The organism is Tamlana crocina (genome assembly GCA_040429635.1).
Classification (GTDB): Bacteria; Bacteroidota; Bacteroidia; order Flavobacteriales; family Flavobacteriaceae; genus Flavisericum; species Flavisericum crocinum.
This window is the reverse complement of the sequence record CP158972.1, coordinates 1723375-1739442: the sequence shown is the minus strand read 5'-3', so window position 1 is coordinate 1739442 and position 16068 is coordinate 1723375. Positions and strand designations below refer to the sequence as shown.

General features: G+C 37.1%; 14 protein-coding genes. 3 read left to right on the top strand and 11 right to left on the bottom strand.

Annotation, left to right across the window (positions count from 1 at the left end):
* Positions 1-44 precede the first annotated feature (44 nt).
* Positions 45-785, top strand: a complete 741-nt coding sequence (gene lptB, locus ABI125_07855) for an LPS export ABC transporter ATP-binding protein (GenBank protein ID XCF07766.1) — start codon at positions 45-47, stop codon at positions 783-785.
* Positions 786-862: 77 nt separating this feature from the next.
* Here lptB and ABI125_07850 read toward each other — a convergent pair whose 3' ends face one another.
* The gene (locus tag ABI125_07850; protein ID XCF07765.1) at positions 863-1735 is read right to left on the bottom strand and encodes a DUF808 domain-containing protein; all 873 of its coding nucleotides are present in this window, start codon (positions 1733-1735) and stop codon (positions 863-865) included.
* Positions 1735-2496, bottom strand: a complete 762-nt coding sequence (locus ABI125_07845; protein ID XCF07764.1) for a CDP-alcohol phosphatidyltransferase family protein — start codon at positions 2494-2496, stop codon at positions 1735-1737. Before ABI125_07845 ends, ABI125_07850 begins: the two co-directional genes overlap by 1 nt.
* Positions 2497-2622: 126 nt before the next feature.
* On the opposite strand from ABI125_07845, the gene ABI125_07840 reads away from it, so the two are divergent.
* Together ABI125_07840 and ABI125_07835 are read left to right on the top strand one after the other, a co-directional pair.
* Positions 2623-3693, top strand: a complete 1071-nt coding sequence (locus ABI125_07840) for a PorV/PorQ family protein (GenBank protein ID XCF07763.1) — start codon at positions 2623-2625, stop codon at positions 3691-3693.
* A complete protein-coding gene (locus tag ABI125_07835; protein ID XCF07762.1) occupies positions 3693-4856 on the top strand; it encodes a DUF4105 domain-containing protein in 1164 nt (387 codons plus the stop codon). Before ABI125_07840 ends, ABI125_07835 begins: the two co-directional genes overlap by 1 nt.
* Before the next feature lie 252 nt (positions 4857-5108).
* On the opposite strand, the gene ABI125_07830 is transcribed toward ABI125_07835, so the two are convergent.
* From ABI125_07830 to ABI125_07790, 9 genes are all read right to left on the bottom strand, one after another.
* The gene (locus ABI125_07830) at positions 5109-6500 is read right to left on the bottom strand and encodes a sugar transferase (GenBank protein XCF07761.1); all 1392 of its coding nucleotides are present in this window, start codon (positions 6498-6500) and stop codon (positions 5109-5111) included.
* A gap of 77 nt (positions 6501-6577) precedes the next feature.
* On the bottom strand, positions 6578-7942 hold the full coding sequence (locus tag ABI125_07825) for an O-antigen ligase family protein (protein XCF07760.1): 1365 nt from the start codon (positions 7940-7942) through the stop codon (positions 6578-6580).
* Positions 7939-9021: a glycosyltransferase gene (locus tag ABI125_07820; protein ID XCF07759.1), complete on the bottom strand. Its 1083-nt coding sequence runs from the start codon at positions 9019-9021 to the stop codon at positions 7939-7941. Before ABI125_07820 ends, ABI125_07825 begins: the two co-directional genes overlap by 4 nt.
* A complete protein-coding gene (locus ABI125_07815; protein ID XCF07758.1) occupies positions 9021-10139 on the bottom strand; it encodes a glycosyltransferase in 1119 nt (372 codons plus the stop codon). Before ABI125_07815 ends, ABI125_07820 begins: the two co-directional genes overlap by 1 nt.
* Positions 10136-11137, bottom strand: coding sequence for a glycosyltransferase (locus ABI125_07810; GenBank protein ID XCF07757.1), 1002 nt, complete (start codon positions 11135-11137; stop codon positions 10136-10138). Before ABI125_07810 ends, ABI125_07815 begins: the two co-directional genes overlap by 4 nt.
* Complete coding sequence (locus ABI125_07805; protein ID XCF07756.1) at positions 11130-12173, bottom strand: exostosin family protein; 1044 nt, start codon at positions 12171-12173, stop codon at positions 11130-11132. The genes ABI125_07810 and ABI125_07805 overlap by 8 nt, the downstream gene beginning before the upstream one ends.
* Positions 12174-12210: 37 nt before the next feature.
* Entirely contained in the window at positions 12211-13278 is a 1068-nt protein-coding gene (locus ABI125_07800; protein ID XCF07755.1) for a glycosyltransferase family 4 protein, read from the bottom strand.
* Positions 13279-13292: 14 nt separating this feature from the next.
* The gene (locus ABI125_07795) at positions 13293-14831 is read right to left on the bottom strand and encodes a glycosyltransferase family A protein (protein XCF07754.1); all 1539 of its coding nucleotides are present in this window, start codon (positions 14829-14831) and stop codon (positions 13293-13295) included.
* Complete coding sequence (locus ABI125_07790) at positions 14828-15976, bottom strand: glycosyltransferase family 4 protein (GenBank protein XCF07753.1); 1149 nt, start codon at positions 15974-15976, stop codon at positions 14828-14830. The genes ABI125_07795 and ABI125_07790 overlap by 4 nt, the downstream gene beginning before the upstream one ends.
* Positions 15977-16068 lie beyond the last annotated feature (92 nt).

Below are 16068 nucleotides of genomic sequence, written 5' to 3'. Positions count from 1 at the left end.
TTTATAAAAACACATTCAATCTCAACAATTGACAATATGATATTATGATTTTAAAGGCCGAAAATTTAATGAAGTCCTACAGCGGACGAAAAGTGGTGAAAGATGTTTCGCTTAAGGTGGAACAAGGTGAAATTGTTGGACTTTTAGGCCCTAATGGTGCTGGAAAAACAACGTCGTTTTATATGATTGTGGGCTTAATAAAGCCCAACGGTGGCCATATATTTTTAGACAATACCGAAATTACCAAATACCCCATGTACAAACGGGCCCAAAATGGTATTGGTTATTTGGCACAAGAGGCTTCTGTGTTTAGAAAACTGAGTATTGAAGATAATATTTTAAGCGTGCTGCAACTTACCAAATTGAGCAAAAAAGAACAGCTCCATAAAATGGAATCGCTTATTGAAGAATTTAGTTTGGGCCATATCCGAAAAAACCGAGGAGATTTGCTCTCTGGTGGTGAGCGCCGACGTACCGAAATTGCCCGTGCCTTGGCTACCGACCCGAGTTTCATCCTTTTAGATGAACCCTTTGCTGGCGTTGACCCCGTGGCTGTTGAAGACATTCAGCGTATTGTGGCACAGCTTACCAAAAAGAACATTGGCATTTTAATTACCGACCACAACGTACAGGAAACTTTGGCCATTACAGACCGCACCTATTTGATGTTTGAAGGCAGTATTTTAAAAGCTGGAGAACCCGAAGAATTGGCCAACGACGAAATGGTTCGAAAAGTGTATTTAGGTCAGAATTTTGAACTACGGAAGAAAAAAATTAGAGACTAATTTTTTGTCCGCAGTCGAAGTAATTCCGCGGTAAAAATTTATTTTGAAACACTAAACAAACACTGTATTGGCCTGTTTTATTCTGTCTTTCGGAGCAATCTTTTAAATCCTGTTACAATCAAGTACGCCACAAAACCCACGGCCAACCCTAAAATAAAGTCTTTTATAAAAGATGGCCAGCTTTCCATGAGATGATGGAAATATTCAATATTATGCGAGAAGATACCGCCAGCAACCAAAATAAGCGCGATGGTACCGATAACCGATAAACTTTTAATGATAATGGGAAGCGCTTTTACCAGCATACTGCCCAAACCAAAAAGAATTCCTTTTTTATTGCCACTTTTTTTGATAAGTGCCAAGCCTAAATCGTCCATTCTTACAATAAGCGCAACTATACCGTAAACCCCAACGGTAGCGATAATGGCCACTAACGACACTACCAAAACCTGAAACATTATGGGCTTATCTAAAACCGTGCCCAAAGCGATAATCACGATTTCGACAGATAGTATAAAATCAGTAAAAATGGCCGATTTTATTTTGGCCTTTTCAACATCCAAAATCTCGCCAGCTTCTTTGTTCTTTATTTTTTTAAGGTCATCTTCATGTCTGTGTGGCACCAGGTATTCCATTATTTTTTCAACACCTTCAAAAGCTAAATAAATACCGCCCAAGATTAAAATTAAGGTAATGGCCCAGGGCAAAAACGAACTAAGCAAAAACGCCACGGGCAAAATAATCAGTTTGTTTAAAAACGACCCTTTGGTTATGGCCCATAATACGGGCAGTTCGCGAGACGACACAAAACCTGTGGCCTTTTCGGCATTTACTGCTAAATCGTCGCCCAATATGCCGGCGGTTTTTTTAGTTGAAAGTTTGGTCATTACCACAACATCGTCCATTAATGCTGCAATATCATCTAGTAGGGCAAAAATTCCGGAAGCCATTAAAGCGTTTTATTTGAGGTTAAATTGTCGAAAACCGACATAAGAACATAAAGTAAAATGATTACGGGAATAGCGGCAAATTGCAAAACCAACAACAACACCACACAAAGTATGATGAAAATATAACGTAGGGCATTATTTTTAAAACTGAAATCCTTGAATTTTAAGGCAAACAGTTTTATGTTCGAATTGAGCATATAGCAACTCAATACAGTTACCGCAATTAAAAACCATTTATTAAGAATGATGGCATTAATAGCATCGCTATTTTGAAATTCAATCATTAAGGGTAATGATACAATGAATAAGGCATTGGCCGGTGTTGGCAAGCCTTTAAAATAGCTTTGCTGTTCGTCGTCTATGTTAAATTTTGCCAATCGGTACGCCGACGCCAAAGTAATTGTGAAACCCAAAATAGCCATAATAGATACATTAAGGGGTGCTAGATAAAAATCGGCTCCCCAGCCCCCTGAAGCACTAATGGATTCATAGGTCCCTGATGCCAAGCCCAATAATTTGAACATTACAATTCCGGGCACTAACCCACTCGTCACCACATCGGCCAAAGAATCCAACTGCAAGCCCAAATCACTTTGCACATTCAATTTTCGGGCAGCCAAACCATCAAAAAAGTCGAAAAAAATGCCTAAAAACACAAAAAAAGCAGCGGCCACAAAATGGTCGTTTACCGCAAAAACCACCGCAATACAGCCACACAATAAATTCAATAGTGTTATGGCGTTGGGTATGTGTTTCTTCATAGAGTTCAATTTATATCTGTAAAAATAGCAAACAAATTACGTCTAAACCAAGTAATAAACAATATCTCTTGCATATTGAAGTTTATAGGTTTATAAATAATGTGCATCTTTGTAAAAAAATTGGGATTGAAACCGTACTTAACCACATTAATAGGCTTATTGTCTATCGCCTTGTTTGGTCAAACCACAAGAAAATACTCCAACGAGTTTATGAACATTGGGGTGGATGCAGCCGCATTGGGTATGAGCAGTGCCGTAACCGCGCACACCTCTGATGTGAATTCGGGTTATTGGAATCCCGCCGGACTTCTAAAACTTGAAGACAACCAACTGGCATTAATGCATTCCAGTTATTTTGCCAATATTGCCAACTACGACTATGCCGCTTTTGCTATGCCTTTGGACAACCAAAGTGCTGTGGGGATATCGTTGATTCGGTTTGCTGTTGATGATATTTTGAACACCACCCAACTTATCGACGAGCAAGGCAATATCAATTACGATAGAATCAGTCTGTTTTCAACCGCCGATTATGGTTTAACGTTTTCGTACGCACGCTCGTTACCCGTTCGAGGATTGAATTATGGTGTAAATGCGAAAGTGATTCGAAGAATTATTGGCGATTTTGCGTCCTCGTGGGGTTTTGGTCTCGATGCCGGCATTCAATTTGAAACGAATAACAATTGGAAATTTGGCGTTATGGCGCGAGACATCACAACAACGTTTAATGCTTGGGCCATTGATGAGGAAGAATTCGAAACCATCAGGGATGCCGTTGAAGGTCAAAACCAAGAGTTGCCCGAAACAACCGAAATTACCATTCCGAAACTTCAAATTGGCGTTTCAAAATTGGTTGATTTTAATTATGATTATACGTTGCTCACTTCCGTGAATTTGAATGTCCGTTTCGAGGAAAACAACGATATCATTTCTACTTCTGTGGCGAGCATTAACCCAGCTTTGGGCTTTGAATTTGGGTATATCGATATGGTATATCTACGTGCCGGAATGGGCAATTTCCAAAACGAACGACAGTTTGATAATTCGGAACAGTTGAGCTTTCAGCCCAGTTTTGGTTTGGGTTTTAAATACAACGGCATTCAAATAGATTATGCTTTTACCGATATTGGCGACCAAAGTGTGGCACTATATTCCAACGTATTTTCATTGAAACTCGACTTTAGCATATTCAGATAATGCAAAAAATAGCACTTTTTTTATCGTTCTTTTTAGTTTTTTTCACTTCCGAAGCACAGCAAAATGAGTTGTCAGACATGGCGGAAATCAGCGTGCTTACCGTTGGTCCCGGCACATCGCTTAACGATGCTTTTGGGCATAGTGCATTCAGAATAAAAGACCGAAAAAAGGGCATCGATGTGGTTTATGGCTATGGCGAATACGATTTTGACGCACCCAATTTCTATTTAAAATTTGCCCAGGGAAAACTTCATTATTTAATCAGTAAAACTGAATTTAGTAGATTTTATCGGATTTATAATTATTACAATCGGTCGATAAAAGAACAGGTGCTCAACTTGAACCCTTCTGAAAAACAGCGGTTGTTCGACTATTTAATCAACAACTACAAGTCCGAAAACAGAAAGTACCTTTACGATTTCTTTTTTGATAATTGCGCCACAAAGATTAAAGATGTTACACAAATTGCTTTGAACGATTCGGTGACCTTTTACCCGCCAAAAGACTATCAAGAAGCAACCTTTCGGACTTTAATTCAAAATAATTTAAACCGAAATTCATGGGGAAGTTTGGGTATTGATGTGGCATTGGGCTCGGTTATCGACAGACTAGCTACTCCCGAGCAACATATGTTTTTACCTGAAAACATACATTTGTTCTTTGGAAATGCCACTATAAAAAATAGCAACGAACCGCTGGTGAAAGAAAACCGTATTATTTACACTAAAAAGGAGACCAAACAACCCAGCTCGTTTTTAAGCAGTCCGTTGTTTATTTTAGGGATTGTTGGTCTTTTTATCATTTTGATCACTTACAAAGATTACAAAAATCACACCCGAAGTAAATGGCTGGATGTTATTCTTTTCAGTATTACTGGGCTTATCGGGATTTTTATTTTACTGCTTTGGTTTGCCACCGACCATTTGGGCACCCACCAAAATTACAACTTACTTTGGGCCTTTGCGCTTAATATTTTTATGATTGGCCAATTGCTAAAAAAACAACCAAGTGCATGGTTTGTTAAATACGTAAAACTATTGATTATTCTCCTTTGCCTTTTAACACTACATTGGGTGATTGGTGTACAAGTTTTTGCTATTGGTCTAATTCCGTTGATATTGGCGCTTTTTGTTCGGTATTTGTTTTTGGCGAAAAGGCTTTAATGAAAAACTATCCAATTTGGATCGCTTAACATTATTTACTTCATAGTCTTGTAATAGCATTAAAAATCGAGATTTTCTCGACTCCGCTCGAACTGACAAACGCTATCTGTAATAACGAAAAATATACAACTACTCTGAAAAGTGAACAGGAAACCATTAGTGCTCTCGCTAAGGCGCTAAGCTACTTCTGAATACCGCAAAATGGGACTATGACTTATGACTGCGACTAAAACCTGCCTACTGAAAACCAAATCACTGTCCGCGGAAGAAAATCACGGTACTCAGGGTTTTTACCAACACATTCATATCGAGAAAAAAACCACGGTGTTTTATATAGTACAGATCGTATTGCAACTTGAGCAAGCTATCATCAACCGAAGAACCATAGCGCGTTTTTACCTGTGCCCAACCAGTCAATCCGGGTTTTACCATGTGGCGTGTTTCGTAAAACGGCAACATTCTCGATAATTCCTTAACAAAAAACGGACGTTCGGGACGTGGGCCTATCAAACTCATTTCGCCTTTTAAGATATTGATAAACTGTGGAATTTCGTCTATTCGCGTGTTCCTCATAAATTTACCAAAAGGCGTGATACGAACATCGCCTTTGGTTGACCACACCGCTCCGTCTAGCTCGGCGTTTTTTACCATCGTCCGAAATTTGATAATATTAAACACCTTACCATTTTTGCCCACGCGTTCCTGTTTGTAAAATAATGGGCCTCGGTTTCCAATAAAATTTCCAATTAATATTAAGGGTGACAAAACAATACCCAAAACAATCCCAATTAACGAAACAAAAACATCAAAAAGGCGATGGAAAAACAAATACAGTTTGTTTTGGTTGTTCCGGCTAAACGGAAAATATTTATAGAAATCCTTTCCCACAAACTGCACAGGTATGCGCCGTGTGAGGTCTTCATAAACCTGGGTATATTCATTGATGGGAAACCCTTCTTCCAGTAATTTTATAAGTATATAATAAATTTCAGAAGTGATATTTTCTGAACTGTAACTGGCTACCACGATTTCGGAAAGCGCTTCTTTTTCAATCACTTCCCTAATCTGTTTTGGACTATATTCTGGCACGGCATTAAACCGTACTGATGCTTCCTTATTGGTTTCACAATTAACAAACCCCACAATTTTATAATTGGGGTCGGCCGTTTTAAAAGTTTCAAAAATGGTTTCAATATTTGATATTTCACCAATAATGAGCACCCGTTTGTAAAACCGAGGTGACACGATGAATGAAATATAAGCCCATCGCCATAAAAACAGCGCCACTAAAATGGAGAAATAGAAAAACAGAATCTGCAAACGGTTGTCGGGCAACACCGGAGTAAAAAACGGTGTTAAAAAATAAAACAGTACCGTGGTTGATACCGTAAACACGATGCTAGTGGAAATCTTTTCAATTTTACTGGACTTCTGCAAATCGTAAAGTTCGAAAATAGTCCCAAAAATAGAAATGTAAAGAATGAGCACAAAAACCCATCTCCAGTTTACCGTTGTAATAGTAAAATAATCGAAATGCAAGGAGTGCCCAACACAATACAATACCCCAAGCACAGAAACAATATCTAAAATACGCAACAGTATTTTGCGCTCAGATAAGTTAAAATGGATATTGCTCTTGGGCATTTTGTACTAATTTGAGGTGGTTAAAGATAACAACTAAATTTAATTAAGTGGGAATACCATTGAAAAACACACTAAACCTAGGCCCCATTTAGCAGGTTTTTATTTTTCGGCAGATTTTTTTTGGTTTTATACTGAATATCCAATAAACAGAGGCCATAAACGAAGGCAGGCGCAGCAATACGCATGGATGAATGATTGATGGTTAAAAACCAGAAAAAATAAAAGGAATAAAAGAATATATTCGATTTATTCTTTAATCGGATAAAAAGAGGCGTAAACAATAAAATTAATAATGTCGTTAAACCGAAGAGTCCGTGTTCGGATAAAATTCGGCTCATTTCGTTGTGAGATGCAGCTAAAATACCGACTTCCCTTTCCCTTAATTCCTTAATTTTTCCAACACCAACGCCCAAGACGGGATTCTTGAAAAACTCTTCCAATTCAAATGAAATCAAATCGGTTCGTCCAGTAGTAATATCTGCTTTTTCGCGCCCTAAAGCATCTTCATTGGCATACCGGTTTTCTATCAACCCTCCAGTTTGCAAAGACGAATAGGCCCAAACCATAACTCCCAAACCTATTACCAGGAATACCACCCTAGTAATTCTAAATTTAGCCTTGGCATTTACCTTCATAAAATAAAAATAAACAAAGGCCGCAACCATAATCAGTGCCGTAATGACACCCCCACGGCTAAAGGTTACAATAGCCCTAAAACTCATCACTGCCAACACAAACCCATTCACCGTTTTAAGAAAAAGTGAAGGAGAAAGCATAAAAAACCTCGCTGCAAACACAAACATGCCCAAACCTAAAACCGTAGCCACTTGATTGGGGCCGAAACCACCTGAAGCCGCATAATTGGATCCCGTTCCTGTAATGGTTTCCCTGATATCAGGAGTGAAAACAAATAAATAAGTCACAGTAGACACTAAGGGCAATGCCATATAAAGTAAAACCTTATGAATATTTTGATAGCTTATTTTTCGTTTGTAGCAAAAAATAGACACGATGCCCAAGCACACTGGCCCACTTAAATTAAAAGCTATAGCCGTTCTAATATTGGTTTGCGCACTCATATTGAATCCTGCTACCAAAATTCCTGGAATAAGCAGCAAAATATACAGAATATAAGGTATGGGCTGTTTGTGCATTTTAACTGTAAAAATCCCCATTAAGCTAAACCAAATTACCATATATTTTGAGGCTTCGTACAATAGACTTCCACCTGTCATTCGTAAAAACACCTCGGCACCAACCACATAACTGCCGGCCAAAAGCACTGTAACGGTCCTTTGCGAAGGTTTTGCTTTAAATATTTTGTGGGTGAAATAAATAAATATGCCCAGCAAATAAATTTTAGATAATGGTTTTAGCCCATAAACGCCAACTCCAATGAGCAAATGCAGTAAAATGGACTTTATGTAGTTTATGTTCTTCAAGAGTTGGTTAGGGACTGCTTATATACTTTTAAAATCGTCTGAATTTGAACCTTTTCTGAATAATGACCTTCAACATGCTTGTTGAATTCCGAAGCAAAAATAGTCCTTAATTCTTGGTTTTGAATACATGAACGTATCGCATTTGCCAATTCTTTTGAATTAGAGGAAGTCACCAATAATCCATTTGCTTCATGTAAAACAACGTTTCCGCATTCTCCTACTTTTGTCGCTACCACAGCTAAACTGGACAAACCATATTCCAACAATGCTATGGGTAATCCTTCTGATTTTGACGATAACACCCCAATCTCACACTGACTTAAAATATGAGATACATCGGGTTTACTTCCGTAGAAAAACACTGAGTTTTCCACCCCATACGCTTTCATTTTTTGTTGAATGGATTTTGAATAATCATCTTTAAAATCCTTGCCAATGCAATGCAATGTCCATTCTGGATTTTCTTTTAAAACTTCATCAAAAGCTTCAATTAAAGTAAAATGATCTTTTTGCGGTCTTAAATTGGCCAAGCAAATAATGCGCTTGCCATCTTCACCTTTTAATTGAGTTAGTTTCAATTTGGTATCCGCCACAGCGAAATTAGGCAAATTTGTTACGTTTTTGAGTTTCAATTTTTGTTTGGCCCAATTTTCCAACGGACGATTCACACTAAAGGTATGTGCAAAATATTTTGAGCACCATTTTAAAACTTTATCTTCGCGATTCTGAAGAAACTCGCTGTTACCGTAATGGTCGTGCCAAACCACCACTATTTTTGGATTCAAAAATTTTACAATAGTCGCTAGAAAAAACGAGGTAGAATGCGCATGAATAATCTGAATGCGATGTTTTTTAATAAACCGATGTAGCTTTTGCGTAGCTGAAAAATCAATGGTTTTCTTTTTTTTAAGAAACAAATACTTGACATCGGACAATATACTTTCCTTTAAAAGTCCTTCCCGACGGGTGGTACACAAAAACGATTTTTCAACCTTTGGCACCAGTGCATTGGCCAAGTTAACGGCCACGCGCTCTGCCCCACCGGCATCCAAAGAATCTATGAGTTGTAATATGCGCATTAAGCTTTTAAGAGTTTAACAATTTCAGTTTCAAAAAAGTCTAAGGTATAGTTTTGCGACCAATTCGCGGCATTTTTCGACACCTGTTTTAAGTTTTCGGTGTCATTTAAATGCCTTTCTATTTCTTCTAATGCAGCATCCAAATCGAGTTTTATTAAAATACCCCGATTTCCAAAACCCAGCATATCTGGCAAACAAGAAATTGAGGTCGCTATGGGAATGGTTCCAAAAAACATGGCTTCTGCAATTACTTTAGGCCAGCCTTCAGACTTTGATGGCAATATTAAAAAGTGAGCTCGCTTTAAAACGTTTTTTACTTTTTGTTTTTCTTGGTTTCCATGGAATTGGATAATATGATTTAAACCTTTGGTTTTCACATAATCCTCTAAATCTCCCCTTAAAACACCATCGCCAAAAATGTCCAAACGGACTTTTTTCCCTTTTTCTTGCAGCCTTTCAATAATTTGAATCGCCAATGATGGGCGTTTGCCTTCAACCAAAGTGCCGACAAAAACAAATTGCAAGCCGCCTGAATAATCACGTGGTTCTATGGGTTCTATTTCATTTTCTTTGAAAGTGGCCGTAAAAAACGGTTTGATGTTTTGGGTTTGGTTTTCCCAATTCCCGTAAACCAACACCGACATATTTTTTGTTAAAAACGTGTTGCTCAACATCCATTTTTGAATTCTATAACTAAGCGGTTGTTTTGCGTTTGGGTCCCAATTTCCAGCATATTTGGCCGTTTTGTTTTTTTTCGGAAAAAAGATTTGCACCAAACAGCCCAACAAACCAATGTTTCCAGGGCAACGTAGGTGGATGTGGTCAGCTTTATTACAGGCTTTGTAAATGCCGATTAGAATAATAGGGATTTTAAAAAGTGAAACAAACGCATTTTTTAAATCGGTGAATTGAATAGAGGGAATCTCGTTAAATTTGATATTTTCATGTTTGTAATCTAAATCAATTTCCGATTTAATTTTTGAAGTTTGTGGCGCAACAATTGTAAGATTTTCGACATGTTTTAACCAAAGATTCATTTCGCGAACATACGGCGCATAGGCAGAAAAGCTTGTACCATTTGATTTGTGCTCGACATGTGTGATGATTAAGAATTTCATGCCTCCGTTTTTGGTTTATCAATAAGTATTGAACACCAGCCTACAATACGCCCAAAACCTTCAGTAAGCGCCGCTTTTCTTTTTCTTGTCGTAAAAGTATTTATCAGCCTGACAAAAGTTAATAAGCCTACAGTCGCATTCCATTTCAATCTTGCTTTCAAGTTTGGCAATGGGTATTTTACCCGCCAAACATACCAACCGTTCCGAACAACCATTTTTCCATATTTAAATGTGTTGGGGCGGCCAGATTGGTTATGGTAATGGTTTAATCGAGCGGAAGTGTTCACATATAATTTCCCGAGTTTTGCTAGCCTTAATGAAAAGTCGGCATCCTCATACAAACCATACCCTTCAAAATAACTTGAAAAACGTATTGTATCAAACACTTCTTTTTTATACGAAGCCACCCCTCCCATAAGCAGTTCTACCTCATAAATTTTATTGGAAGGCGGTATGAACCCAATGGAACGACCGTGTGAAAAGCTAGGCATAAATCCGGGGGGCACATCGGGCAATAACCCTATTTTACCTCTTAATTTAAACCGAGAAGGCTCCTCCCGCATCCAACCATCAAAATAAAATTTATTCGGATTGATTTGACTATCTGCCCTTTCCCATTTTACTTCATTAGAAATGTAACCACCAACAGCCAAAGCATCTTCTTTTTGACTGTAAGTCCCTATTAAGTTTTCAAAATAACTTTTTTCTAAAACCGTATCATCATCCAAAAAACATATGATTTCTGAGTCGGGTGAAACTTTCTTAATTCCAAAATTTCGTTGTTTTGTGAGCCCTCTATCCTGTTCTTCTACCTTAAAATAATGTAGATTTTTAAAAGTATCCTTCTTTAAAATTGTTTCAGTTTCGTTATTTGTAGATCCGTCAACAATTAAAATGTCGTTGGGATATAAAGTTTGCTGGTTTACCGACCTCAATAAATTCAAGAGCGGTTTGGGCCGCATATAAGTACAAACTATAAGTGTAAATGATTTAGGCATGCTTAGGTTTTAATTGCTCTACAAATATATCATGTACTTTTATAAAGTAACTATGCCTTCTTAAGTGGGTTTCCCAAAGCAATCGGTTGCTTTTTTGAATTTCAGACAGCTCTTCATGGCTTTTCGCTTCATGAAATTGCAATATTTGTTGCTCTAAACTCACTTTACTTGACGCGTCTAAAATTACGGCATGTTTATTCCAGTCGATTAGATTCGATAAAGGCAGCCTACAATCGGTATTCAACAAAATAGGTATACGTCCCACGGCCAAGGTTTCATAAAACCGTACCGAAAAATTGCCGACACCTCGGATACAAAACGTGTACAAATTATAGAAAATATTGTTGTAGAATTCTGTGGTGGTTCGTGCTTTGGCCTTTTGGTCTTTAGCTCCTGCACGATAGTTATTCCTTAAAATAAAATTGGTTTGGAGATTTTCGCTACGTTTTAACATATTAAGGTATTGTGCCCGTTTTATACCCGAAGGATAAAAAGGTTGTTTATCAAAATAAGTCGTTTTCAGCATAAATTTAAATCGAAATTTTAAATGGCTTAAAACCGATTTTAGGTGTTTTATAACACCCGTTTTGGCATGCCCCACAAAGCCTACACTCGGTTTTTCTTCTTTTTTTACTACGGAAAAAGACGTTTTTAAAGCCGTTTCAAAAGGGTCATTTATAAACGACGGCATTACAAATGTGTTATCACTTAACTTAGAATGAAAGCCGCCCAACCTAAAATTATAACTATTGGGAATGTGTACGGTGAAACCAAAATCGCCCGCCGTGTACAACCAAATTGGCTTTTTGTATTTTTGGGCTTCGGTTAATAACCTTTGAAATGCTTTTTCATTTTTAAAAAACGAACCATAATCAATGGGAAACACAACGATATCACAATCTAAAATCGTATCGACCAACTCATAAAAATCAAGCACTTCCTCATTTTTAACATAATGCAAATCGAACAGCAACGGAAACACTTTGCTTCGGTTGGCATCGGTTAACAACGATATGTTTGTATAAAGTTTAAGCACTAATTTTTAAAATTCCACCTTAATTCACTCTCTAAATTCACATGTAATCTTCAAAAAATATAAAATCTTGTTTTACACGTTCGCTTACCTCATAAAACTTTAAAAAGCTTCTATAACCATTTAAAGCCAATTTATCCCTAAAATTTTGATTGGAATAAATATGCCTCAATTTTTCGGCAAGCATTTCATGGTCTCCCGTTTCAAACAACAGACCTGTCTTGTTATCTTGTATAGTTTCTTTTATCCCTGTATTATTTGTCCCGATAACACATGTACCAACACTCATGGCCTCTATCACTGTAAAACCGAAAGCTTCGGAATAACTAGGGACGACAGAACAATACGCCCCCTTTAGGCGCCTTAAAACTTCATTTTTACTTTTTGCCCCAAGAAAGGAAACTCTGTTTTTTAGTTTCAAATTATCAACCAATAATTCTAATTCGCTTCTCATGCTTCCCGCCCCTATAATATCCAAATTAACATGGGGACTAGTTTTAATTAGTATTGCTAGTGCCCTCAATAACACATCTACTCCTTTTGATGGATGAAGCCTGCCTACATAAACTATCTTATTTCTGTCCGTTTTAATTTCTGGCAATACCGAATTATAATCTCTAACTGCATTAGGTATTACATTGATTTTATTTTTATTCACAAAATATTGTTCTGAAACATCAAACTTAGTTGCCTTAGAATTAGCAATAATGTTAGTGGCCAATTTATATACCAATGCTTTTCTAAAAAGCAATATCTTACGCTGTGGAAATTGAGTGCTTAATGTCCTTACCCAAGCTATTCTTGCCTTTACTCTTGTTATAAAACCAATAATTAAAAAAACGTTAACCGCTCCAAAAACCGAAATACATATACTTGGCTTGAACTTTCTTATTTCTTTGAAAAAGAAAATAAAATCTTTTACTTGAGTGGGGCGACCAGATGGCCAATATTTAACAATAACATCACGGCTCAATGTATTTTGGGCCGTTTTTACATCAGTAAAAACCAATACCTTATATTTTTTTGAAAAAGTATTTGCCAAATCTGTAAAATAATCGGACACCGAACTGTTATTTAGTGAAAAAGCGATAAAAACACATTTAGCCATTTAAGAATATAATATTATTGTTGCTCTAATTTATCAGCCCAAAATATACTTAGCTTCCAATCTCGTATAAATTTAGAAAAATAAAAAAACGGATTTTTATTTTTTTGTTGCGAACAAAATCTAAAAAAAGAAATACATTTAAACCCTAAAAATTGTTCGTGGGTATAAAACTTTTTCCTAACGTACATTACTGTTGGCGAGGGTTTAGGCTGCACCTTTTCCGTCTCCCATGGATGGAAAAATTTTGTTCTAAACCCTCCCATCGGGGCCTTGAGGTGAACAATCTTTAAATCAGGAAAAAAAATAACATCGTTGCCACTATTTCTTAACTGTCTTCCAAAATCGGTATCTTCTCCATAGCCAAATTCCAAAGCCATATTAAAACGAATATCTTTTAAACTCTCAGTTTTCACAACACTGCAGCCCGAACCAAAAATACCTGTCTGGTGTGTATAATTATACTGACGTGGCAATGTTTCACCCTTTTGAAGGTATTCTGTGGTTAAAACATCAACTCCATACTGTTCGATTTTTTCAAAAACACTTTTCAACAAATGAACTTCAAACCTATTATCGTCGTCATTTAAAAATACCCATTCGCTTTCCACGAGGTCTAAAGCAATATTTCGAGCATTGCAGGCTCCGGTTTGGTGGGTGAACACATGCTTGATTATAAACGGCCAATTGTCTTCAGTTAAAAAATCTAATTCTGAAACGCTTCCTTCCGAAGGATTCTGTTCTACTATAATGACATTTTTGGGCAGTAGCGTTTGAGCGGCCAGGTCTTTCAAAACGTCATAAAGATGTTCCTTTCGCCCAATAGTGGGTATAATAACATCTATTTCCCTTTTATTAACTACAACTTTCGAAGACTGTACTTTTAAATTTTGAAAAAAAATACGCTGTTTCCGATAAAAAAGAGAAAGGACAAACGGCAATAAAGGGAAACGCTTACGATAAAGAATATGACATAGCAGCAACATAAACGTCCAAAACCATTTATAATGCTGTTTACTAAACTTAAACAATTCAATATTTGAAGCGCTTTTAGCCCTAATAGTTTGTGATGGTATCGCTTTTAAAAGTCGCGGTTCCGAATAACAAAACAACCCCTTGGGCATGGCCAATTTAGCCAATGAATTTAAAAAATAATCAAAGCTTCTATGGCGTTTGATACTAATTATGGTATTTAAAAATTCGGCCGAAACACCGCCCACATCACTGCTCATTAACCAAGTGGGATAACTTACATCGTACTTTACATTAACAAATACCGACTGGTCAATAAAACCAATAGCTTTGGGTATATAACTTGTTTTAGATACCGAAAACGAGGCCATGATTTGCTTGTGGTGAAAAATATTAGAAATTTCAGATGTACTGATATATTTAACATAGGTTTTATGACACCACATAATAATATCGTCTGGAAATGTTTTGGCCAATACAAACATGGTATCTGTAATTGAAGACGCAACTGAAAACTTTACTTCGTTCAACGAAGTATCCAAAACCTGCAGCGGCCTATTATTTTCGTGCACCAATACAATCATCTGTTCAAAATACTATTATAATATTCTATGTTGATTTCGGCTATTTCTTTGATATCGAATCGTTCCTCAACTTTAAGTCTCGCCGCTTTCCCAAAATTTCGGCACAGGTCTTCATTGTTTAACAATTGAAGGACTCTAGCCGAAAACGAATCAATTTTAGAGGGATGAACTAAAAAACCATCAACACCATCATCAATTAATTCTTGTGCCCAGCCTATACTGGTGTTCACTACGGTTTTTTGTAGTGCCATGCTTTCTATCGTTACCATACCCAAGGTCTCTGCAAAACTCGGGAATGTGCAAACATGAGCATTCTTAATATGCGTTTTGACTTCTGAATAAGGAATTTTCCCTAAATAATCCACCCGTTGTTTAGCTTCTGGCGACAGTAAACGTTCCATTAATTTGTACGTTGAAGGTGCTCCAGTTTTAATATCCGGGGCATCACTCCCAATGAGAACCAATTTGGCTACTGGGTTTTGGGCAACCACTTTATTGAATATTTCGGCCAACTCCAAAACGCCTTTTTTCCGGATGATGGTGCCGATGTATAAAATAGTGTTTCTATCATACGTTTCGGGCGATTCATTTTCAAAATTTTGGAGCTGCAAACCGTAATGGATGGTTTTTATTTTTTTAGCGTCCAATCCGAAAATCTTTCGTGTTTCTTCACCTGCATACGTTGTTGGGGCTATATAGGCCGAAGCGCCTTTTAAAGCCAGTTTTTCGAACATGAAGTTTTTAAACTTTTGTTGTCGTCCATCCAACTTGCAGAAGTAGGCGTCACTACCGTGAAAACGGATCACCAATGGCACATTAAATTTCATAAATGCGGTAATGCCCGTCCAATCGGCCGCTTCAAGAATATTGATATTCTCTTTTGAAACAATCTTATTGACATAATTTTGAATGTGCTTGCGGTAAAAATACCAAGTACAAAACTTATATCTCTTTTTCTTAATCAGGTAAATTTTTACGCCTTCTTCTTCAATAACATCGTCACTGTCCTGCTGATACACAAAAACCGTCACTTTTGCACCTATTTCAACCAAGGCTTCAACCAAATTTTTAATGCTTGTGGCAATACCAGCAGCATGGCTAACTTTTGGGTGTGGATATTCGGATGTTATGAAACCTATTTTCATTGGTTAAAATCTTTAGTTGAAAACTATGCGCTTTCGTTTCTGTTCATTTAAGCCACGTTTCCGATAGCTATCAAAACACTAATAATTTTTAT